Below are 23,009 nucleotides of genomic sequence, written 5' to 3'. Positions count from 1 at the left end.
CAACAATACCAATCGAACAGCCAGCGCCACCCCGCATACAGCAAGCCAAATCCAAAAGCGCCCATGCTCACATATCACGGAAGCCAGTCAAGAGTACAAGTGCCGAACTGTATCAAACCTGGGGAGCATGATTGTTTTCTTCATCCCGCTAAGAATCTCTTCAACCAACGGTTCAGGTGGGCTGCGCTTATCAGCTTGTGATCCTAGCAGCCGCCTAAAACGCTTTTGATTATAAGGCTGGTCAACTAGTGTGGAATCTATAAAGCGGAACGCATGACGCTTAAATTCACTAAGTTTTGATTCGGAAATACCGGACGATTTGCCCAATTGGTCAATAATTCGATTACCTTGGCGAACAGCTTCTAGCGTTCGCCCATCCAAACCACTATAACGTGGCTGGCTACTCCACTCGATGTTCAACCCAAATACTTGGTTCAACCAACAACGCCAATCTGATGACGTGCCGAAGCCCATCGCTTCTACCGGAAACACCTCCACTGATCCCGGGCCGAAAGCTCTTTCATAAATGTATGATAGGTTATCTAGACAGCTTGCCTGCCTAAGATAACCTTCGTTCCTTGAACAAAAATCGTCAAGAGAAAGGCTTTCCCCAGCTTTAACGTACTGCCCGTGCAAGCTTCTTAGCCAATCCCTCGGGTTACGTGCGAGAAGCAGAACTTTGGCCGGTGCAAACACGTCGTAAAGTAAACTGCAGCATCGTTCTTGATACGATAAAACTTCGCTCTGAGACAAAAACCGAAAGTCAAAATGGCGCCAACTGGAAAGCCTTTCATCGCTTACTATCAAAGGCGACTCACTTCTCAAGACCCCTTTTAAAGCTTCTTTCAGAGAGGCAGCTGCCCGCTTCTCATTCTGTTCACCGAAAGCAGCTAAACGCAGCGGTTTAAGCGCAGGGTGCTCGAGGAAAGAGGCTCCGAGCATTTTTTTTACATGAGTCTGAAGGTAAGTCGAACCGGCCTTTGGCAAACCAATATGGATACACCTTTCCTGCATCACTAGTCATCACTCCTCGAGTCATATAAGGCATCTTGGGGGAGCTTCCCCTTGGAGACCAAGCCCTCCACGCGCTCATCGGGTACGGCCAGACAATCGAACAAGCTCTCATTCAACAATAAACTGTCTATTTCCTCGATGACAAAGTCATCGTTTTTGGAGTTTCTTGGACCAGTATTGCGAAACAACCGGTAATTCCGCTCCTTAAGCCAATCGTCCATAGAAATCGCTGAATCCCCTGCGCGGCGCAATTGATCTGCCGACACCTCCAGGTACAATAGCGGGCGATGCAGTTCAATGGTATTCTCGCCCGTTTTGAGCACAGCCAGCTCCATACCCTCTACATCAATTTTAATAAGCGACGGTGAAGCACCACTGCAAAGGCTGTCTAGCGTTACAGCCTCAACTGACGAATTTTTAGACCCGGGCCGGAGAAATCTCGCTTCGGTATTACCTTCATCTGAAGCATAGTGGTCTTTAGACTGCGGACCAATAGCCCCACCAAACAGCTCAGCCTGCCGATTGCATTGATTTATAATTAGATTCTGGCTTAGTCGTGCCTGGTTTAGCGGTTCCGGCTCAACGCAAATGACGCGTCCAGCTTTACCAACTGTTTTTGCAATAGGTACTGAAAAGCTCCCTATATGCGCTCCAACATCGACCACACAATCTCCGGGATCAAGCATGCTCAAAAGCATTGCCAACTCATTTCGAGTGTGTCCTTCGTATTCCAGAAACTGCTTGGAAATAAGATCGTCCGGCTTTGACCAAATAGCTCCGAACCTCGTATCAAACAATCTCTGACAATATGGGGTAGGATCGTTGATACTTACGTTAACTACTGTAGTATCTCTATAACCCGCGACTATCTCGATTTCAGCCGTAGGGGCAAGTCGCTGGATAGTGGTAGAAATAGGCTCGTAGTAAAAGGTAATTTCGGAACTATGCCATGGCTTCTGGTTATAACCACTGAGCACCAAGTTCCTACCGGTGAGGCTAAGCAAGCGGCCTATTAAGGCAATATAGGCAATAAAAGTGGGCTGGTGAATCAAAACATCAAAGCACAAAACCAGCTCACTCGTCTCCAGCTCAATATCGAGTGGGTTACCCTCAATAAAAAACCACTCCGGGCGTTTACGTTTTGCAACATGCAACGCTTGCTCGCTAAGGTCTAATCCTGTGTAATTTGCAAAGTCGACACTCTTAGCCACTTCAAGGTCGCCACAGCCAATATCCAATACACTCAACGGCTGTAGGTCAGAGTTCAACTGCGAGAGACACGTTTTCTTTAATTGTAAGCTCTTTTCACGAGAGCCTACCCCAGAGCCCAAAGCGGGAAACTCTGCATAGCGGAAGTCCCAAAATACTTGATTGTTAAATTCTGTGCGGCGTCGTTTCCGGATAACATCATTGATTCGTTCGATTTGTGCATCGACATTGGGTAAGCCCACAGGCAGCAGAAAATGGCTCGGGTTGACATGGGAATGGTAGTGGATCACGGAGGGTGCGATATCTGGCTTAGGATGCACAGATGTATGAGTCGGATAATTTTCAGTCAGTTCAAGCGACTCTACCGGTAGCGCTTTTTCAAGGCAGGCAAGGCCAAAGGATACCTGGTCAATGTGTTTGCGATATTGGTCACTTAGTAATTCTGGGTGATCCATTAGCCAACGGGCCCAGCGAGGCCAAGCATCGGAAAGCACCCGAAAGTAAACAGCGGGAATGATGTATAACCCACCATTAAAGTTGATGGTGGGTGTCGGATGTTCACCGAAGCTAGTGATTGTGCGCTCTGGGCTACGCAGCCCACTTTTCTCGATAATCTGCTCCCACACCGGCATTGGTGGGTTGGGGAGGTCCACCACTTTCGCGCGAATAACATCTGGGCGTATATGACGTTCAAATGGTTGAGTAAACACGATATCGGTATCGCACAAAACACAGACGTCCGCGTCTTGCAAAATGCGTGATTCCAATTGCCTCAGCTTATTGCAATAAGGATGTTTGTCGTGAAACGGGGCAAAACCTACCACCGTTACCCCCAGTGCTCTTAACGAGCGGATGGCCACTTGGTTACTGCCATCAAGTGCATGAACCACTATTTGATCGGCAGAGACATTCGCTCGATCAATTAACGACCAAGCCCAAATTAAAACCTGAACTGCAAACTTTGGTTTCTCAGCAAGAACACACGAGTAAACAACTTTATTCATAGAATGATGACGGACCTATTAAAATGGGTTGGCGCGGTTAAGTTTCACGTCAGGTTTGTGTCAGCCTTGCTGGTAATCAGCGCCTTTCATAATCGTCGCGGCCAAGCGGAGAGCTGTATTTGCAAAATACCTCCCGGGGCTGTCTTCAAAATGGCCGTTGGCAATGCAAGCAAAAGCTGAGGAGCATTCCCCCGGCTGAGTATACAGTAAAGACCGGTGGCTTGGTCCACCACCAGTGTTGCTCCTTTCACACTCGGAAACCACTCTCGGGTATGATTCCAGTGCCAGAGCACCTCGCCGTTTGCCTGCAAAACTGTTATGCTTTCAACTTCAAAGCAGCCGGGTCTATTCGCGACATCAAAGCGCAACTTGGTGATCACTTGTTCCGGGGCAGCGATGGGTAAGCGTAGCATCTGGGGGTTGCCATTTAGTAGCGCCAAAGGAGCAGTGCTGGTTTTACTTTCCGAGAAACTTTCCGACTCGGTCGCCCAGCAAAGCTTGGCCTCGTCGGCCAGGGAGCGAGATTTCTCACGGGCGACAAAGGGCTTCAGTGTTGGTAAAGCAGTGCCTGTAACTCGTTGACAGTGAGCCGCGTGTGTTTTGTGGCCCGCTTTATCGAGCGGATGTCCAAGTCGGCTCACCACCGCATGTGTAAGGGCTACAGAATTCAACCACTGCGCTTCTTTCGGCTCAGCGACCGAGCGCAACGTACCAAATGTGCTCAGCAGCCCCCTGTAAAGCACCATTGCCAAGGGCGCAGCCTCCTCAGAGTCGGTTGTCTCCCGAAGGCATTGGAAGCTACCATTCGGGCGCTGCACCCAGCGGGCTGGCGTTGCCAGAAACAGCCGGCCCGGCACTCACAGATCATAGTCCCCGGCATAAGCACCTTTGCGCCGTAAAGCGCTGCTGGCATCTAACAACGACATTTGAAAAGCTACGCTCACTCCACCTATAGTTACATGGTCGTTTGAAGTAGAAGAAGTTCAAAGTACCGCTTTGCGCCAGCTTTCGGGTAGCCTTCCAAATCGCCTCTCTAGGCTGTCCTTCATGTCTGCATACTGGCGTTCAAGATGAAGCAGCAGGGCGTTCGGGATTGCAGCCGGGGGGGCGGCTAACTGTGTTGGGGGTAAAGTTTGGTCTGGTTGAGCTGCAATATCGAGAAAATTCATAATCTCATTAATTTTCGAACTGGTGGAGTCTGGGTGGTGGAGGTCTTCGAAGAAGATCGTTAGAATTTGTTGTTCATCAAAGGCCTTTTCTATCAGTTCCAAAGTAATATCGTAGCGGGTTCGCGCAATGCTTTCGTGGGTGTTAGCGAACGCTATTGCGGACTCCGATTCAAGCAGCCCCGGATTATTGAAGAAGGTTGCGTAGAATCTAATTTGGGACCAAACGCGAGCGGCTGGGTCTCGCATGATAAAAAGTATTTTCGCTGATGGCGATAGGCGGGCCATATGCCGGAACCCTTCTAAAGGTAACATGGCGTAGGCGGGCGTAATGTCGCCGGTGACGCGCTGGGCCGGGCAATCGCGGAATAGTTGCGTGTACCAATCGTCATCAAGTTTTTCAGCAAGTGCAAAATGCGAAAACCAGCGAGCAGTGGCTAGTTTCTCATTGCCCGGAGGAGCGCCAACTCTTTCTAGCGCTGTTTTTAGTCGCTCGATTCGCCTTTCTTGAAAGAAAGTGGCGTGATCATCGGACAAGTGTAAGCAGTCGAAGTAGTGAAGCTCTTTATGCGGTGTCAGCCAGACATCGGGATGTTTGCGAAGCAAGTGATAGAGCCAGCTTGTTCCAGATCTTTGCGCCCCGATACAGAAGAAGTCAGGCGAGCGACCTTTGGTACGAGTCATTTCAGTTGATGTCTATGCATTAGTCCAGTGTTATGTCGCAAGCCTAAGGCGGGCGTGTTTCCGAGTCAATGGTGGTATTTAAAGGGTGCAGGCGCAGCAAAATGCCGCACCAGCGCCCGAGAAAATGAAGTTCCGCTGAACGCTCTACAGGCTGCCACTCTGAAGGAGGGCTTGTTCGAGTCGCTCCAGGCGTTCTTCCAACCGTTTATTCTCATCATGCAGCGCCTTGACAGCGGCCAGGGAAAGGCCGGCCATATCACCTGGGGCAATATGCTTGTTGTCCGGACCCAGACCAAAGGCGTCAAAGAAGTCTTCAGACATAGGGCCCACGTGTCGTTGATCTGGAGCCTCATCATATCTCCATTCATTTATTTCAAGCTTTGAGAGATTTGAAAGTACCCACTCTCCACTTAGTGGTTGGATATCGTGCTTAATGGCACGGCTCGAACCTTGGCTAAGTGTACCGGAGATGCTTAGATTCCCGGCGTTGCCAAGCTCCATCTCTGTTTGGCCGCTGAAAGTTCGACTTACTCTAAATCCGGGCTCGGTGGTGGCGAATACCCAGCTGCGTGAGTCGTTCCCCGATTCAGGCGCTGTTCGGTTTCTGAAATAAATCCGGCTGCCTCCATCATTGCTGAGCAGAAGCATGTTTGTGTCCGCCGCCGCGCTTGTGTGGACATGAAGTGGGGTCTCTGGAGTGGCCGTTCCCATTCCAACCCCGCTCTCAGTCACCACGACGGCGTCCTCCTGCCCAATGGCCGAATGAGGTGCTAAAACAGTACCCAGCAAGCCGGCCGCCAGCACAGAGATGAGGAGGTATGTAGGTTTTGTTCGCATGTGGCTTACTCCTTTGTTTGAAGAGTAATAGTAACGTTAGGGTCTGGTAACAGGCAAGTTGATCCCTACGATCAAAACTAGACGCTAGGCTTACGGAGGGTTGCTTGCTTATCTACCTCAGGGCTCGCACACCCAAGGCGCTCTGTCGCCTGGATCGTTTGCAAAACGCTTCGTTATATTCAACTGGCCACTGAAGTATAGTTTCTCTGTTGACCAGAAGCTAGCTGTCCACCAAAATCGACTATCAACGGTGGCATACGGACCCCCAATGCAATATCCCGCGTGGAGCGCTTCAGGAGCGATTGAATGCTTGCACTCCAATGGCGCAGTACCACCAGATAACGCCCACGATCCCCCACCACCTGCTGCCAATGAGGCAGGAACACGCACTGACGCGGGTCTTTCATGCCCCAGTGCTCACCGTGCAATGCAACCAAGGGCATATCCTCGTAATGCCCTTCCGGATTCGCGGGTGAGGGGGGGCATCAAGTATTCGCCCATGCACAAGCCGGATTTGTGCAACCACTGAGCCACGACCGAGCTCAAGCTCCGGTGAAATCCTATAACCGCTAACATTTTAATCCTTATTTATTTCCAGTCGTTGCGGCCAAGCTGACAAGCGGACTTTAAGCTCGCCGCCTGCACAGAGGGCAGGTTCCGGTAAATTTAATACCAACTGAGGGTCATTCCCTCGACTCAATAGACAAGAGCGACCGTCTAGTACGAGAGTCGCATTCCGAATGCCCGATAGCGCTTCACGGGTATGATCCCATCGCCAGAGCACCTCACCGTTGACCTGCAACACGGTCATGCTTTCGATGTCAAAGCAGCCCGGCCTATTGGCCACATCGAAACGCAGAGCGGTCACAGTCTGGTCCGCGCTGGCGATAGGCAACCGCAGGACCTGACTCCTCCCGTCCAAATTCAAGGTGTCGGTGCTGGTTTTACTTTCAGAAAAGCCCTCCGACTTTGTGGCCCAGTAAAGTTTGGCTTCATCTATCATAGGGTGTTGATTCAGCCGAGCAAAAAAAGCTACCGGCTTAGGGAGCTGGGTGCCGCTTACTTTCTGCCAGTTGAGCACCAGTACCTCGTAGTCATGCTCAGAGATGGAGTAACCAAGCCTGCCTACCACGGCCTCAGCCAGCGCCAAAGGCTCAAGCCAAGCAGAATCGGCAGGTTCCGCGACCGAGCGAAGGGTAGTAAAGGCGCTCAGAAGGCCAACGTACAGTACTGATGCCATTGGCACTGTACCATCGGATTCCGCCGTTTCGTACAAACAGTGAAAGCTGCCATCTGGGCGCTGAATCCATTGGCTGGGCGTGGCGAGAAGCAGCCTGGCTGGCACCTGGAAGTCATAATCTCCGGCAAACGATGCCGCAAAGGGTTCATCGGACGATGATGCCTCGTCAGCATCAATAGAAGCCAGCAAACAGCGCAGCCACACGGCGCTCCACTGCAACACTTGTTCAAATGCCCAGCCGGGGGTTTGTAGCAGGTCATCCAACCGGTCCCGGTAGACCGTGCCATTAATATAAGGCGTTACAGAGACAGGTTTGACGTTGCCCTGGCTATAGGTTTCCACCCGGATATCGCCGCTCTCTGCATCATTGCTGGCCTCAATTGTAAACCGCGTTTCTTGTACATCATCGCCGGAACCTTGCCGAGAAAAGGCACTTGCTAGCCAGCCACCAAACGAAAACTGAGGCGCTGCCGACTTATGGCCCAAAAGCACATAACCATCGCTCCAGTCCGCTAGCGCACCGCCCCGCGTTATTTCGCTCAGCACGCGGCTTTCGGAAAATCGGGCCAGGCGCTCGGGCTCAATACCCGCCAAAGCGCGACGAACCAACGTTTCAAGATTCCAGCGCTCGGCCGGTAATTCACACCCCTGAGGAGACACCAACAGCCGAGGCTGCGCGACCGTGCCCATCAATGCACAAGGGGCTTGGGCCTGAAACCCCGTCTTGGCGAGTGCTCGATGAACAGCTTTTGCCGACCACAGCTTCGGGCTGCCACTAGGAAATAGTCTTTCGACTGAGGCCGCCCCCTCGCGCCCATAGACGTCGCGCTGCCCATTAAAATGCCGCAAGGCTAAAGCATTGTGCCCGGCAATAACAACACTGCCTCCAGGCGCCAAAGCCGAATAGGCTCGGCGCAACAGGTGACTCAGCGGATCGACCATGTTTGTGTCGCTGGCAAACGTCTCGTGATAGCCTGCGATGACCACCAGGTCATACTGTCCAGACAAAGGCAAGGTTACGGGTGCGTCGACTTCGATGATTCGCAGACTGGGCCCGCACATATTAAGTGTTCGCAGTAACCTAGCTGCCGCCGATGAGCAAGAATGAGTAAACGACGTTGCTGAGAGCTGGGCTCCCGATAGCAGTGCGAGGGAGCGTTGGACATTGTCCGCCAATAGGCGAGCGGCCTCCTTACGGGACAGAGCCCCCTCGGCCAATGCTTGCCGAATCTTATCGACGGATGGGACACTCGCCGTTACATTGCTCACTTCAATCATACCTCGCAATTCCACCCCTGCATCTATTTCGACGGCTTCACATCATAATAGGAAATTCCTCGCAAGTAATCTCGCTCAGCCGTGGCAATTTGGTACCTGTCGGGCTCGCAGTGACAACTGGGCTGAAAGCTACCGCAGCCTTGATCTCGAAAAGCCCTGGAGACCAGAGGTGATTCTGTATAATAGAAGTACCCTCAAAAAGAAAACCGTCTACTTTCCCAGAATCGCAGAAAATGACATTCCGTTAAATGGAGTATTATATATTCCCAGCACCCGAAGTGAGATCAAATTCAAGTCATGCAACCTAGTCACTATTTCTTCAAAAGAATTCTCAGTAAAAATCCAATTATGATATCCACTTGCCGCTACGCTATCGCTCGCCGTGCGCCGAAACCTCTCTATACCATCCAGAATACTTTTCTTATCAAAGCCTAGATCTCCGTGAGATCCTGCCCAATGTTCCTTAGGGTTATTATGCGTACGTCGATTAATTTCCAAAAGCATTGATTTAAGAGGCAAACTTGGTTTTTGATTGCAATCGAAATGTGCCGCCAAGATATCTTCAAGAATAGAGACTGGCTTAAAGTAATCAAAAGTAAAATTTTTATTGGGTACCACCAAAACGTATAAACCATTACCTTTCAAAACCTCTTCCACCTCATTAAGGTGAGCTATGAAATCGAACGTATGCTCAATAGCGTGCGACGAGAATACAACATCAAACTTGTCATTGATGCCGCCTAGCGACCCCTCCTTATCGACATAATGAATTATGTCCGGTATTTGAGAAGAGCTAACGTCATTTATATAGCGATCTTCAAGCTCTTTCTTCGACTTTACATCAAAGTATCGAACATTGGGCCCCTTAAGTTTCGGCGCACTTCCAGGGCCGATTTCGAGCATCAGGTCAGGCTTTAATCTATGCACAAAACGAAGCAGATAGCCTTGGTCGCAAGCGGGGGAACCCTTGAAGCCTTGGCGCTTACCCTTGCTCAAGAAATGATCAGTTGCTTCATCTGCAGATTGAAGAAACGGTTTATCGCTCCTATAAAATTCGACGTCGAAGCTTTTAGGGATATTCAAATTATCTACGAGCATTGTGTTGTCACCTAGTATATTCTGCGATCTGCCACAGCCTCTATTTCTCTTACTGGTATACTCTACCGGTAGCGATAATGTGGCTGATAACTTCTTACTTTTCGACCTCCACCAGGAGCGGAGCTGCCTAGCCTGCGACGAGCCGGAAAACTCCAATGCCGGTTAACTTGGCCCGAGGCATGAAGTCGACGGGCCAGGCCGAAACCCCAATAAAAGCAAAAAGCCGAGCCCCCATAACGAACGCTATGGGCTCCCCCTCGTATTAACGGCCAGTACCGTGCCGCCGTAAAGCTAGCGTTGCATCCGAACCAGCCAGAGGAGCGCTTTCCGTGAATCTTACAGCGCTGAGTATCGATTTGGCGAAGACGCTCAGTATAGTAGGCAAGCAATGCCGCATCAAGTTTATCTTTTATAGTAACCAACGCCACAGCTGAATACGTATTGCGAGAAAATGGCTTCAAAAAAATATTACGATAGAAAAGACCTAGCTGTCTCATTATCTCAGCCGCAAGAAATCTGAACTTCTCATCGCACACCAAAATCGATGCTCCAGCCGCAACCCCGTTCAGTCTCACCGAATTTTCTTGCGGCATAGTTTTGCTGCTCTTCAAAGGTAAAAATTGCTTTAGGTATCGTTCGCGGGACATAGGTCAAAGTCGGCAACTCGCGCCGCTCGACAAAACAATTGGCTTTAGTACTGTGATTCAATTGCTCCTTAATTTATTCCCATAATAATCCATATGTCACTCGACAAAATAATTTACAACCTCCTCCACAGATATACTAGGCTTATACTTGGTGTCATTAGTCAGCCTTCTAACATCCGCACAAGTATCCGGGGTATCACCTGATTGGATAGGTAAAAATTCATTAATCGCTTCGCAGCCCAAAGATTTTTTAAGTGCGGAAATATAGTCCATTAGCTCGACAGGACTTTGATTGCCGATATTGTAAATACTCCACGGTGCCTTACTGCTGCTCACGTCAGGATTTGACGGTTTCCATTCAGGATTGGGGGTGGCTAGGCGGTCAAGAACACGCAGAATCCCTTCAACAATATCATCAGTGTAGGTAAAGTCTCTCCTGTGCCTGCCATAATTAAAGACTTTTATTGGCTCTCCATTCAAAATAGACCTAGTAAACTTAAACGGCGCCATGTCCGGCGCCCCCAAGGCCCATAAACGGTAAAAAATCGCAACCCGGACGTCGGAAGCACATACAGGTGGCTATAAGTATGCGCCATTAATTCGTTGGATTTTTGTCGCTGCGTACAAGCTCAGAGGATGATTTACATTGTCAGTTACAGGGAGGGGCGTTCTCTCGTTTGCGCCGTAGACGCTAGAGCCGCTCGCGTAAACCGAATGCTCAATCCTTGTATCTCGATAGACTCCAAGGACATTTCCGAAGCCCACGATACTTGATTGAATATAGGCTGATGGATTTTCAATCGAATAACGAACGCCCGCCTGAGCCGCCAGATTTACTACCAACTTGGGCTTATGCACAGAAAATACCCGTTCCATTTCTACTTTATCTGAAAATGTCTATTCGTTGATGAGAATAGTTGTCATGCCTCAGTAATTTTTTCAGCCGCCCCTCTTTTAAGGCTGGGTCATAGTTGTCGTTGTGATTGTCCACGCCCACTATAGCTGCTCCTGTGCTGAGCAATGCCTCGGCAACGTCCGCCCCTATAAATCCAGCCGATCCGGTTACCAATATAGTCACTCATGCTCCTATTAAAACCTTACCGATGCCGGCTATATATTCAGAAAGAAAAGCGTCACGTAAACTGACGCTAAAGGTTTCGTTGTTAGCTTGAATTCAGCTTGCATCCCCATCTAGATAAATACATCGATTCTCAATTGCCAATGAATACCGCAGCGTAGAGCAAGAATTCTTTGCTGAAAAAAGTGTAAATCGACTCCGTTTATGCAACTTCAGAGATTTAGACAAATTGAAAGTTGAATGATTGATTGTTTTGCAAACTACAACTCGAAGCCGTGCTATATCTATAAAAATTACTCAAAGTATCCGGTCATCAACCTTAAAGTTCATGCTATTAAGAGCCCGTTTAACTTGCTACCGAGGAGTATCATCGCCCCGAAAGTCTCATTTTCTCACTGCCAACAACGAGCCCCAGCAATCTCTCAAAGACGTGCGCCAAATTCTTGTAGTCTTTTGTCTTAAATTCATCGGACCGAAAATTATCAACCGAAACCCCAACGTCAATTAGCTTCTCGAAGGGATATGCCTTGGCAATGAACATCGATCCTCCGACATACTCTTCAGAGTGCGCGAGGTGAGCTCTACCACGCCAATATGGCAAGCTGTAGTTTCGCTCCTCATTATTCTCGGATGTTCTAAAAATAAAGTCCTTGTCGGAGATGCAGCCAATTCTTTCATCACTTTCTAGGAGGCTAATATTGGATTTAAATACCTCTTCATTACCCAAAACAGCGTCAACCAAGCGGTCGCGCCAAGTGTTTCCGGGAACACCGACACCATAAACTTCATCTTGCCCAGCGGGCCTAAAATTTTTTGTGTGGAGCTTCATCACAAAATCATATTGAGAAAGACGATTTTGCTTAAGAACGACTAAGAATGGATAAATATCATAGCCCGAATTTTCAATTGTAAGTATTTTAACGTTAGGGAATCGTCTTTTTATAAGTTTTTCGTCAGCAGGGTTTCTTTCTACTTGTGTAACGTAAAGATCAAAATCGACGCCTGAAACATTATCAAGTTTATCCATAAAATATGGAAGCTGATCTCGATAATACACATGAAGGTGAATAAGAACTTTAGGCTTTTTCCACTTTTCAAATGCAATGTAATCCTTAATCTTTTCTAGTCCTTGCTCATCCAGTCTGTGCTTGCAATCTTCTAATACATCCCGTTCAAACCGGGATGCCTCAACAAATTTCCAAAACCGATCGGCAAGCTTCCACTCCGGCTTATTGTAGTACTTATCCCCGCTTGCATAATGTATAATTTTAGGGTGCAGCCGGCCTTTTGCGTAATCATAAAAAACGTCCTTAGGTAAACTCGACTTTAAGTAAGAGTAGTCCTGAAGGTACCAAACGTGATTCCATGCCGTAGAAAAAAAAGAAACATCTTTGTAAAAAATCTTATTAAAAATACATTGGTCAAAAAATATTGGTTTACCAACCGCTTTCAATGCTTTGATTGAATCACCAAGGAGGTCTATTTTTCTAACTGCTTCAAGATCGATAAGAACCGCGCCCGCTTGAAAGTAATCTTCGTATTCATTTACGCCCAATACATTATGGACATAGTCTCGAAACGGAAAACCTTTTATTTCTTTGTTGACAAAAGCTGCATTAATATTGCCAACATTCCTGCTGGCCGCAATTGACTTTCCGCTCATCTCATGATGATAAAGATCCGCGACATCCGCACATATTAAGATGTCTGAATCTAAGTACAAACACCTCTTGTACCCTTCAAAAATCTCTGAAAGAAAGCATTTGTTATACGTTTCCCTTGGTACATATCCATCAACCGGGAAAATTTGATTTCCAATTTGTGAGATCAAGCCCTCCATATAATAAAATCTAACGGAAATGTTGGAGGTCTCTACAGAGCTTAATTTGACAACGTTCGCCTCTGAAAGGCTAGAATGGAGTATCACTATGTCATAGGAGGTTGCCTCACTAGAATGCTTAACCAGTGATTCCAGTGCCACCGCCAAATATGGAACAAATGTATCATTGCAAGAAAAAGCGACAAGCACAGCACCGTTAACAGTTGGTGTCAATTTTTCAGTATTATCACCAAGGAGCTTCTTGTTATCATTATGTGCAAAAACTCTAAAGTTTTTGTAATTTATTCGACAGTTTTCTATGAGGCTGCTCTTAAGGTCAATCCCGTATCTCCAAAAACAATACCCCAGTCCCAGCTGGTCACGAGCAGAATAGTTTTTGAGAACCCAGTGCCATAGGTTCATCATGGATTTTACTACTGGGTCGTGATGTTTTCGATAAATAAAGTTGTTCTCGGATAAGCCCAATCCTTCCGGATATCCCTCATCGGAAAGAAACTGTCTTTGTCGCTCAAAATCTTCCTTCTCTTCTCCGGTAAACCTTTGCGATGCTTTAACTGCCGCGATCTCATCATATATGCAAGTTCGGCAAAAGTGTTTAGGAAGTAGTATCTTTTCGTCCGATAAAAAAATTACTTTAAAGCAGTAATCTCCAATAATGTTTATATTGCCGTCAATATAAATACTTTTTTCGTGATCAGGGAAAAGTAAATGCGGATGCATCTTGTACCACCGATTAACTCTTCCAGGAGTTTCAGCTTTGATCTCAATTGGCCGGAGCTCCCAAATTCCACAATGCTTTCCACTTCTCAATACATCCACGTTATCGGTAAAACAAACATAGTCCCAGTCAAAATCAATATATGCGGGCTGAACGAGGTCGTTGTAATCTCCAGACAGGCATGTGTAAATAACCTTATCTGACTGTCTTTTTGATTTGAAATTTAAGTAGCTGTCAATTTTTTTTTGATTTGGAGATGGGCCAGCTTTCTTGAAGTGGTATCCTTTGAACCTCAGGACGTCAAGAAAATATGAGACATGGTTAACCCCAAGATCTTCGGGGTAAGGAGAGTTCTTTATTTCGAAATCAGGGGATGGCAGGTGGCCTTTCTTCCAGCCGTAGGCAATATAGTACTCTAGCGGTGCTGCACTATCCGGCCCACTCATAATGTCTTTGCGATATCTTGCGGCGTACCACTCTTCATCCCAAAGGCCTGAATTCAGCACTTGATTTGCTATCCTAAGTTGATCAACAGCTTGAAGCGCCTTGGAGAAGCCGAACTTGCCATTCATATATCTTTCTGCAGCATGAATATTAAAATCAATAGTGTCTGAAAGCTCGGGCTTTTCTCTCTTTATTTTTTCATAAAGCTCTATTGCGCGCACATAATTGGCGGCTCTGAACTCTCTATTAGCTTTTTCTAGAGTAAAGTCATCTCGATCACTCATATCAAAACCTAAACCTTTAATTCATCAAAGCCCAGTTACGGAATAACATTAATGGGTTGAGTATATTTGGATTGTTTTCTGCTAAATGGCACTTATTATTCTAAACTGTGACATAGTCCAAGAACATATTTTCCGTAGGGCGTCTTTTCATATTTTTTTCCTTCATTGATCATTTTCTCTTCGCTAATCCAATCATTGTTCCAGCTTATTTCTTCTAAGCACGCGACCTTCAGGCCTTGCCTATGTTCAATGGTCTGCACATACTGCGAGGCCTCCATCAAACTGTCATGAGTACCGGTATCCAACCATGCGAATCCTCGCCCTAGGCGTTCGACACTGAGATTGCCGCGCTCTAAATAGGCGTTGTTAACGGAGGTAATTTCCAGTTCGCCTCGTTCCGAGGGTTTTACGGACTTAGCGATTTCCACCACGTTGTTGTCGTAGAAGTAGAGGCCCGTTACTGCATAGTTGGATTTGGGCTCTTTTGGCTTCTCTTCGATACTGATGGCGTTGTTGTTGTTATCGAACTCTACGACTCCGAAACGCTCCGGATCTTTTACCCAGTAGCCAAATACTGTGGCGCCTTTTTCTTTATTGGCAGCGCGCTTTAATTGCTCGGTAAAGTGCTGGCCATGAAAAATGTTATCGCCCAACACCAGGCAGACGCTGTCACTACCAATAAACTCTTCGCCAATAATAAAGGCTTGTGCCAGACCGTCCGGGGTGGGTTGAACTTCATAGCTAAAGTTAACGCCAAACTGTTCCCCCGACCCTAATAACTTTTGATATTGCGGCATATCGTCAGGGGTGCTGATGATAAGAATATCGCGTATACCCGCCAGCATGAGTACTGAGATGGGGTAGTAAATCATCGGTTTGTCGTAAACCGGCAATAGTTGTTTTGATGTCCCCAGGGTAATGGGGTGCAGACGAGTTCCGCTGCCGCCGGCCAGTACAATGCCTTTCATGATTGCTCCTGGTATTCGAAGTATTCTTCAAGGGTCTGGAACAGTTGGTCTTCCCAATCCGGTAACTGGGTGCTCAGGGCTTGCTCCAGCTTTTGCAGGCTGAGGCGTGAGTTCAATGGCCGCCGAGCTGGTGTGGGGTAATCTTTGGTCGGGATGGAGTTGACCGCCTCAGGCGCGATGGTCAGTTCCTGGCCCATATTTATTGTATGCCTGAATATGGATCGGGCGAAGCCTTGCCAGCTGGTTTCACCTCGGGGGGCTAGGTGGTATACGCCTTGCTCTATGTTGTGGGTGTAGGCCAGCAGAGAGACCTGGGCGATCAGTCGGGCTGGCGTGGGGGCACCTATTTGGTCCGATACTACCTTGAGTTCTTTTTTGTCTTTGCCCAGGCGGAGCATGGTTTTCATGAAGTTGTGGCCGCGGGCGCTGTAGACCCAGCTGGTGCGAAAGATGTAGTGATTGCAGCCGCTGGCGGTGATGGCTTGGTCGCCTTCGAGTTTGGTTTTTCCATAGGCGCTGAGCGGGCCGGTGGTAGTCTGCTCAGTGAAGGGTTTATCGCCCTGGCCAGGATAGACGTAGTCCGACGAGTAGTGGAGCAGGGTAGCACCAACCTGTGCTGTGTACTCCGCGAGTTGCGCCGGGAGCTTGGTATTCAGGCGTGTCGCAAGCATTGGTTCACTTTCGGCTTTGTCGACGGCGGTATAGGCGGCGGCGTTCAGGATCAGAGCTGGTTGGTGTTTGTCCAGATAGCGCTGCACGGCCTCTTTATTTAAGAGGTCGAGTTGATCGCGGGTAGGGGCGGTTATAGTGCCCAGGGGCGCGAAGGTGCGTTTTAGTTCGAAGCCGACCTGGCCTGTTTGGCCGAGCAGGAGGATTTTCATTTTACAGTGCCAGTTTCATGTTTTTTGGGCGGATGCGGCCTTTAGCCTTATCCAGCCTATAGAAATTTTGGGGTTTCAGCGAAATTTGTGCCTTTGGCGTCTTTGGTGGCGAGCTGGGGCTCGATACCATGGGGCCATTCGATGCCTACAGAGGGGTCATTCCATAACAGGGAGTACTCGTCGCCGGGGTTGTAGTAGTCGGTGCACTTGTACTGGAACTCGGCCGTGTCACTGGTAACGAGAAAGCCGTGGGCGAAGCCCGGCGGCACCCAGAGCATCTGTTTGTTGGTTTCGCTGAGGGTGGCGCCAACCCATTGTCCAAAGGTTGGGGAGCTTTGGCGCATGTCGACGGCGACGTCGAATACTTCGCCTCTGGTGGCGCGTACCAGTTTGCCCTGCGGCTTTTGGTGCTGGAAGTGCAGCCCGCGCAGGACGCCCCGGCGAGAGCTGGAGTGGTTGTCTTGGACAAATTGGTAGTCGCCGCAGTATTGTTCAAATTCGCTTTGGCGAAAAGTTTCCATAAAGAAACCGCGCTCGTCACCAAAGACTTTGGGGGTTATGAGTTTGACGTCGGGGATCGCCAGCGGCTGGTATTCCATAGTTTGTCCGTTTTAATCCGTCTTTTAAGAGTTTATAGCTCGTAAGTGGACGGCGCGCTTCACGCCTGCCCACTTTAGTCGAGTGTAATTAAGCGCCGATGCCCAGGCGTTCACCGCGGTAGCTGCCGTCCTGGACTTTTTGCCACCAGGGTTTGTTGTTCAGGTACCACTGGACGGTTTTTCGCAAACCGGTTTCGAAGGTTTCCGCCGGCGTCCAGCCCAGTTCTGTCTGGATTTTACTGGCATCAATAGCATAGCGGTGGTCGTGGCCGGGGCGATCGGTCACGAAAGTGATCAGGCGGCGGTAGTTGGCGTCTTGCGGCACCAGTTCCTGCAGCAGGTCACATAGGGTTTGTACGACTTCCAGATTTGCTTTTTCGTTGTGGCCGCCAATGTTGTAGGTTTCACCCAGTTTTCCTTTTTGAGCCACCAGAATCAGAGCGCGGGCGTGGTCTTCCACGTAGAGCCAGTCTCGAATTTGCTGGCCGTCGCCGTAAACCGGCAGCGGTTTGCCTGCCAGAGCGTTGACGATCATCAGCGGGATCAATTTTTCCGGGAAGTGATAAGGGCCGTAGTTGTTGCTGCAGTTGGTAATGACCACAGGTAGCCCGAAAGTGCGGTTCCAGGCGCGGACGAGGTGGTCCGAGCTGGCTTTGCTGGCGCTGTAGGGACTGCTGGGAGCGTATGGTGTTGTTTCGGTGAAGAGGTCGTCGGTGCCTTCCAGATCGCCGTAGACTTCGTCGGTGGAAATGTGGTGAAAACGGAATCCTTCGGCTTTGACGGCATTACTGGTTTTCAGGTCGCTCCAGTATTGACGCGCGGCTTCCAGCAGAGTGTAGGTGCCAACGATGTTGGTATGAATGAAGTCTGCCGGGCCGTCAATAGAGCGGTCGACATGGCTTTCGGCGGCCAGGTGCATGACGATGTCCGGCTGGTGCTCGGCCAGAATTTTGGTCATTTGTTGGGCGTTGGTGATATCCGACTGGAGGAAGTAGTAGCGCGAGTTGTCGGCCACGCTGGTCAGGGAATCCAGGTTTCCGGCGTAGGTGAGCTTATCCAGATTGATAACTGTGTGCTCGCTGCTATTGATCAGCTCGCGTACCACTGCAGAGCCGATAAAGCCGGCGCCACCGGTCACCAAAATCGTTTTAGGCATCTTTGCTGCTTTCCTCGTTCTGAAGGAGTTCCTGTATCAGTTCAATTTGCTCTTGGGCTTTGCGTAGCTCTTCATCCAGCTGTTGTTGCCGCTTCTGGGTTGCTTCGTTTTCCTCGAGCAGCTGGCGGTTTTTGACTTTGAGCTCATTGATTTCACTATTTTGCTCGTCGATTTGACGGCCTTTGTTCTGAATTTCTTTTTTGGGTACATCAATTTTTTGCTCAAAGAGATGCTCCATGCGTTCTTCGAGTGCGCTCACAGCTTTCTGTTGAGTCAGCTGTTTTTCAAGCTCACTGTATTGAGAGTTCACAACTTTGAGCTCGGTTTCAGATTGCTGCAGTTTTTCGGTTATTTGTAGCTCTCGTCGACACTGCTCTTCCAGCTCGTAACGAATGCCGTGGGTTTCTTTTTGGACGGCATCAACCTTCGTTTTAAGGTCATCATTTTGCGCTTTGAGTTCACTGTGTTGTAGCGCTAATTGGCTGTGTTGCGCCTCTAGCGCGCTGTATTTCTTTTGTTGCTCGGCAAGCTGGACTTTAAAGTTTCGCCCGTACAGTGCTGTGCCGATAAGCGGGTTGCTTGATTCTGTTACGACTAAGCGAGTAAACCCTAAGGGCAGTATAACGGCGTCACTCTCTTTAAGCGTGGCTCCTGATTCGTTGGCTAGTTTGTTGCCAGTGGCGACACGCACTTCAATCATGTCTAGCGACTCCAGTGCGCCGTTTAAGCCTTGTAACAGGCGTGCTGCGGGTAGGCAGTCAATGGTGAGCCAGTTGTAGCTTTCCGGACTTTCCCCGTGCTCTTTGAGTAATTGGCTAAGCGAGGTTGTGGGCCGCTGGATTTGCTCCAGCTCTTGAATGTTCGGCCACAGTTTGCACAGGATTTGGACTGGCAAAAGCCCGTTGTCTTCTTCGCGGCTTAGGTGGTGCCAGGTTGCTAGCCCGTTAGATTCATCGAGCAAGGCGTGTGCGGCTTTCCAGTTTTGGCGGGTCGAGGTGGTATAGGCGAGCAATTGGCTTGCGTGCTCATTGGCCTCTACGGCCAGCAACTTGGGGACTTTTGCAAATCGCGCATGTGCAAGCATTTCGCCGCGGCCTGCACCCACGTATAGCCAGCCCTGTACCGGGTTAAGGGTCTGCAGTAATAGCTGCCACTCGGCAATGCTTGTTGAGTTTTGCATAATTGGTTACTTCAGCCTTTATGTGGCGTTACCAGTGCCCGAGCATGAATAGATTTTAAGCGTATTGCCAGTTGGCGATGGTCATCGCTGTCTTTTCCTGCGGGCGATAGGGTCTTGGGGAAGCGAAGCTCCAAATTCCAAGACGCCTGTGGTTTTCCATTCGCGGACTCTACCGTTGCGCTCACCTGGCACGGGAAGCGTTTAATGGGTAGTTTGCCGAACTTATATTTAAGGCGAAGTGGCTCGCCATTAAGCAATATTTGCATTTGCTTTACGATGCTGACGTCCAGGGCATGAACAATATCGAATACAAGCTCGAATGGCCCCTTGCCTAGGGCAGGCAGGTTGAGCGTGCTGTTTGTGCCGGGGCCCGCCCAGCGGCCATCTTGCTCTGCGTCGTACCAGTTGTTTCCTATAATTTGCTCGTTGCGCAGATCAAAAAGGGTTTCCAACGCCAAGCCTGCTGTTGCGATAGTCGGGTGAGTCGTGGCAACGGAGTGGCGGCTAGCCGGGTCGGTCAGCTTCTGATATTCACAAAAGTAGTGCTCCAGTTCTTCTTGTACTTGATGCAGTTGTAGCAAAAGCAATTCGTTTTCTTCTTCAAGTTCTTTGGTTTTTTCTGTTACGTCAACACTTTGCGGTCGCATATTGTTTTCTTTAGAAAGCTCTTTGTGCTCACTGGAGCTGCGCTCTAGCGCTTCTTTTGTCTGATTCAGGTGCAGCAGAAGGCGTTTGTTCTCCTCCTGAAGTTCTTGCAGTTCTTGGCTTTTTTCGTGGTGTTGCTCGGCTACGACAATCAAAGTGGCGTGTTCGGACGCTATTTGTTGGAGTTCCTTTTTCAGGCTTGCCCTGTATTGGAGTATGGCGGTTTCGCCGTTAGCGTCGGCCACGGTTTCCAGATCGCGATAGAGGCTGGCGCTGTTTTGGTCAGTATAGGCAAGGCTGGCGCCCAGAGCTTCAAGCAGTGGTTGAGCTGTTTGCTCGGGGCTTATTACCGCTTCTGCTGTTATGGCTTGGCAAGTTTTATTGGCAAGCGCCGCTAGTGCCGTATTGGGGGGGTGCAGCAGTGCCAGCTCGTTTACCAAGGTGCAGTGCTCGCGATTGAGCATAAAATGGCGCAGCAAGGTGCGAGCCTGATCGGACCAGTTTTGTAGGACTTGGTCGCAAGCGGCCTCGGTATCGCGCTTTAAGGCATGTGCAAGGGCGAGGGCAGGCGGGCAGTAGATAAGCAAGGTGTGCGCGCTGTCCTGCAGTGCGGTCTGCAGGGTGTGTTCGCGCGCCAGATCTTCACAGCGCAAAACCTGAAAAGGGCCTTGCTCGAAAAGTTGCTGCGCGGCGATATGTCGTCCGCCGGTAAGACCGATAATGCTCAGAGACTGCACTATAACTGGCTCCTTGTATTTTTTACCCAGATGTTCCCGTGGCTAGGCCAATCCTATATTCAGCGCGGCATTGTAGCAGAGAGTGCCGCTAGAAATGTAGTGGAAATAGACGCAGGGCAGTTTAGTGAATTTGGGTCACCTTATTTACGTAGCTGGGCGCGATTAATTTAGTCTGGCCTGAGGGGGGGCAACCTAGCTCAGCGTATTTGGGGTGGGTTTTCAATGTGTCTGCTATTTTGCCAAGCTCGGCTTCATCGAGAAAAGGCGTTGCGGCCTCTAAAGTTTTGAGTGCATGCACTGGCAAGGTCTCGCTTTTGGGGGGCATGGCCCCGCTTTCCATAAGCTCGGAGAAGTAGGTGAGCAGCCAGTGCCCCGGTGCCGTGCCCATGTGTCGGTGCAGTACCTCTAGCCCTTCTATGGCGACCCAATAGCGCATATTAAGGGTAATGCAGTCGTCGTGCAGTCGCGAGCAGGCTTGCACTTTGTCAATAAAGCCGATGCGCCCTGAATAGGCTTTGAAGGCCCGCAGCCAATACTCAAAGTCAAACGCGGTTTTTATGCTTTCATCCAGCGGGCCAAGTAATTGATAGGCGGAACGGGTAAAAAACATAGTAGGCTGGCAAACAAAGCAACCATTGGCGAAGCAGCTGTAGGGTGTAGAGGGGGGCAGGGTGGGGTAGCGGCTCAGCTCGTTGCCGTGCTCGTCGACATGGATACCATGGCCGTATACCAAGGCGTATCTGGCGGGCCCAGTAAGTTCGGTTACCGCTCGGCCAATAGCGCCGGGTGTGTACAAATCATCTGAGTTAAGCCAGCCAATCAGTGTGCCACGAACCCGCTCGAAAGCCTTATTGAGGGCATTAGCGGGCCCATTGTCGGGCTCGGAAAGCCAGCGCAGTCGGTTGTCCTGAGCTTGAATGCGTTGCAAAACCTCTACCGTCCCGTCCGTTGAGCCGCCATCGGCAACAATGAGCTCAAGGCGTGGGTAGCTTTGACCAAGCACGCTGGCTATAGAAGACTCGATAAACGCCGCTTGGTTAAAAGAAGGCATTACGATGGATACAAGAGGTGTCATGAACGTGTCAGGTAGGCCTTTAGGTCACTGCATATTTTGGGTTGCACTAGAAATCATATCTGCCGCTGCGAGCCAAGTATAACGTGGGAGGGTATTTGTTGTCGCGCCCCTCGTTTTTCAACAGCCTGCTAGCTGGTAGAGATTGTTTGCAGAAGCTTCGCCAACAAGGCACGGGTTGGCTAGATTGGTGGAGCTTGCTGAGATATTTTATTGGGGGCGGGTACTGGTTCTAAATTGTGGCGAGTACAGTATAATCGCTTGCTTTAAATGGGTAGACAAAGGCAGTTCATGGAGAGAGAGTCAGCATCGGTACGCGGAGACAGAATAGTACTGCACTTAGGCCCAGAAAAGACTGGAACAAGCTCAATACAGCATTTTCTCTCAACGAATCGCGCTGCTCTGGCGAACGACGGGGTTGTACCCACGTTTTATCGGAACTGATGGCGGTAGCTTGTGGGGAGCTTGCCGCTGTACAGGAGACACCCTGGCAAACGGAAGTCGGCGTTGGCCTTGGCGTTCGAGATCAACCGGGCCTGCGGCTTACCGGCAAAAGTTGGTAGAGTCCATCGATAATGAGCTGTTGGCCTGCCCTGAACGCCGCACTTTGATTATACCTGTGAGCACTTCCACTGCCGGCTAAGACGACCCTGCGGTGTACGAGCACTGAAAAAAATTCTGAGCCGATGAAGTGACAATATGCAAGTCGTTGCATACTTCCACCGGCAAGATCGTGTAGCGGTTAGCTACTACTCTAGCAAGTTGAAATCGGGGGAGCGCGTGCCCCAAGTCGTCCCGCTGTTGAAGGATGACCTTTGTCCTTATTATTACGATTATGAGCGTATTTACGCCAACTGGAGCCAAATATTTGGTGGAAAGACAGTGCAGACCGGTATATTTGAATCGCTGCATTTGGCGGGTGGAGACCTGCTGACGGATTTTTGCAGTCGGGTTGGCATAAAAGAAGATGAAAAAATCCGCCCGCCCAAAATCAACCGATCCCTCAGCCAAAAGGAGGTACAGCTACTATTAGAGCTCAACCGACAGTGGCCTAAAAAGGCGTGCACGGGTTTAACCCCTCGCGAGAATCATTTGTGGCGCGCATCGCCCGCGAGCACACGGGGCGCAACTTTCCTGCCGTATGCGCAGAGCCCCAGGCCTTTTATGCTAATTTTGCCTCCGGTAATGAGCGACTTGCCCGAGCCATATATTCAGAGCTGAACGGCTCAC

At 49.5% G+C, this 23,009-nt stretch carries 18 protein-coding genes and 1 pseudogene; 1 reads left to right on the top strand and 18 read right to left on the bottom strand.

Annotated elements, in window-relative coordinates; translation table 11 throughout:
- Positions 1-87: 87 nt before the first annotated feature.
- The 18 genes and pseudogenes from QWI17_RS16025 to QWI17_RS15940 all read right to left on the bottom strand — a co-directional run bounded on the left by QWI17_RS16025 (position 88) and on the right by QWI17_RS15940 (position 21,782).
- Complete coding sequence (locus tag QWI17_RS16025) at positions 88-1,017, bottom strand: hypothetical protein (protein ID WP_302723526.1); 930 nt, start codon at positions 1,015-1,017, stop codon at positions 88-90.
- A complete protein-coding gene (locus tag QWI17_RS16020) occupies positions 1,017-3,227 on the bottom strand; it encodes a class I SAM-dependent methyltransferase (protein WP_302723525.1) in 2,211 nt (736 codons plus the stop codon). The genes QWI17_RS16025 and QWI17_RS16020 overlap by 1 nt, the downstream gene beginning before the upstream one ends.
- Positions 3,228-3,313: 86 nt before the next feature.
- Positions 3,314-4,084, bottom strand: coding sequence for a hypothetical protein (locus QWI17_RS16015; RefSeq protein WP_302723524.1), 771 nt, complete (start codon positions 4,082-4,084; stop codon positions 3,314-3,316).
- A gap of 126 nt (positions 4,085-4,210) precedes the next feature.
- Positions 4,211-5,077 (bottom strand): sulfotransferase, encoded by an 867-nt coding sequence (locus tag QWI17_RS16010; protein ID WP_302723523.1) that lies wholly within the window; start codon positions 5,075-5,077, stop codon positions 4,211-4,213.
- 144 nt (positions 5,078-5,221) lie between these two features.
- Complete coding sequence (locus QWI17_RS16005) at positions 5,222-5,914, bottom strand: tail fiber domain-containing protein (protein WP_302723522.1); 693 nt, start codon at positions 5,912-5,914, stop codon at positions 5,222-5,224.
- Positions 5,915-6,093: 179 nt separating this feature from the next.
- Positions 6,094-6,351 (bottom strand): sulfotransferase family protein, encoded by a 258-nt coding sequence (locus QWI17_RS16000; protein WP_302723521.1) that lies wholly within the window; start codon positions 6,349-6,351, stop codon positions 6,094-6,096.
- A gap of 140 nt (positions 6,352-6,491) precedes the next feature.
- Positions 6,492-8,432: a hypothetical protein gene (locus QWI17_RS15995; RefSeq protein WP_302723520.1), complete on the bottom strand. Its 1,941-nt coding sequence runs from the start codon at positions 8,430-8,432 to the stop codon at positions 6,492-6,494.
- A 210-nt stretch (positions 8,433-8,642) separates the two neighbouring features.
- Positions 8,643-9,530: a methyltransferase domain-containing protein gene (locus tag QWI17_RS15990; protein WP_302723519.1), complete on the bottom strand. Its 888-nt coding sequence runs from the start codon at positions 9,528-9,530 to the stop codon at positions 8,643-8,645.
- A gap of 743 nt (positions 9,531-10,273) precedes the next feature.
- Positions 10,274-11,053, bottom strand: a pseudogene (locus tag QWI17_RS15985) (NAD-dependent epimerase/dehydratase family protein).
- Positions 11,054-11,060: 7 nt separating this feature from the next.
- The gene (locus tag QWI17_RS15980) at positions 11,061-11,255 is read right to left on the bottom strand and encodes an NAD-dependent epimerase/dehydratase family protein (protein ID WP_302723518.1); all 195 of its coding nucleotides are present in this window, start codon (positions 11,253-11,255) and stop codon (positions 11,061-11,063) included.
- A 367-nt stretch (positions 11,256-11,622) separates the two neighbouring features.
- Positions 11,623-14,541: a glycosyltransferase gene (locus tag QWI17_RS15975; RefSeq protein ID WP_302723517.1), complete on the bottom strand. Its 2,919-nt coding sequence runs from the start codon at positions 14,539-14,541 to the stop codon at positions 11,623-11,625.
- A gap of 95 nt (positions 14,542-14,636) precedes the next feature.
- Positions 14,637-15,509 carry a glucose-1-phosphate thymidylyltransferase RfbA gene (rfbA, locus tag QWI17_RS15970; protein ID WP_302723516.1) on the bottom strand — a complete coding sequence of 291 codons (873 nt, stop codon included), beginning with the start codon at positions 15,507-15,509 and terminating at the stop codon, positions 14,637-14,639.
- Positions 15,506-16,390, bottom strand: a complete 885-nt coding sequence (rfbD, locus tag QWI17_RS15965) for a dTDP-4-dehydrorhamnose reductase (RefSeq protein WP_302723515.1) — start codon at positions 16,388-16,390, stop codon at positions 15,506-15,508. Before rfbD ends, rfbA begins: the two co-directional genes overlap by 4 nt.
- Positions 16,391-16,446: 56 nt before the next feature.
- Positions 16,447-16,989 carry a dTDP-4-dehydrorhamnose 3,5-epimerase gene (gene rfbC / locus QWI17_RS15960; protein ID WP_302723514.1) on the bottom strand — a complete coding sequence of 181 codons (543 nt, stop codon included), beginning with the start codon at positions 16,987-16,989 and terminating at the stop codon, positions 16,447-16,449.
- An 88-nt stretch (positions 16,990-17,077) separates the two neighbouring features.
- Positions 17,078-18,145: a dTDP-glucose 4,6-dehydratase gene (gene rfbB / locus QWI17_RS15955; protein WP_302723513.1), complete on the bottom strand. Its 1,068-nt coding sequence runs from the start codon at positions 18,143-18,145 to the stop codon at positions 17,078-17,080.
- Positions 18,138-19,325 carry a hypothetical protein gene (locus tag QWI17_RS15950; RefSeq protein ID WP_302723512.1) on the bottom strand — a complete coding sequence of 396 codons (1,188 nt, stop codon included), beginning with the start codon at positions 19,323-19,325 and terminating at the stop codon, positions 18,138-18,140. Before QWI17_RS15950 ends, rfbB begins: the two co-directional genes overlap by 8 nt.
- 11 nt (positions 19,326-19,336) lie before the next feature.
- Complete coding sequence (locus QWI17_RS15945) at positions 19,337-20,707, bottom strand: hypothetical protein (RefSeq protein ID WP_302723511.1); 1,371 nt, start codon at positions 20,705-20,707, stop codon at positions 19,337-19,339.
- Positions 20,708-20,828: 121 nt separating this feature from the next.
- Positions 20,829-21,782, bottom strand: a complete 954-nt coding sequence (locus tag QWI17_RS15940) for a glycosyltransferase family 2 protein (RefSeq protein ID WP_302723510.1) — start codon at positions 21,780-21,782, stop codon at positions 20,829-20,831.
- A gap of 696 nt (positions 21,783-22,478) precedes the next feature.
- Here QWI17_RS15940 and QWI17_RS15935 point away from each other — a divergent pair.
- Positions 22,479-23,000, top strand: a complete 522-nt coding sequence (locus QWI17_RS15935) for a hypothetical protein (RefSeq protein ID WP_302723509.1) — start codon at positions 22,479-22,481, stop codon at positions 22,998-23,000.
- Positions 23,001-23,009: the final 9 nt, after the last annotated feature.

It is taken from the genome of Gilvimarinus gilvus (genome assembly GCF_030518155.1).
Lineage (GTDB): Bacteria > Pseudomonadota > Gammaproteobacteria > Pseudomonadales > Cellvibrionaceae > Gilvimarinus > Gilvimarinus gilvus.
This window is presented reverse-complemented; position numbering and strand designations above follow the sequence as displayed.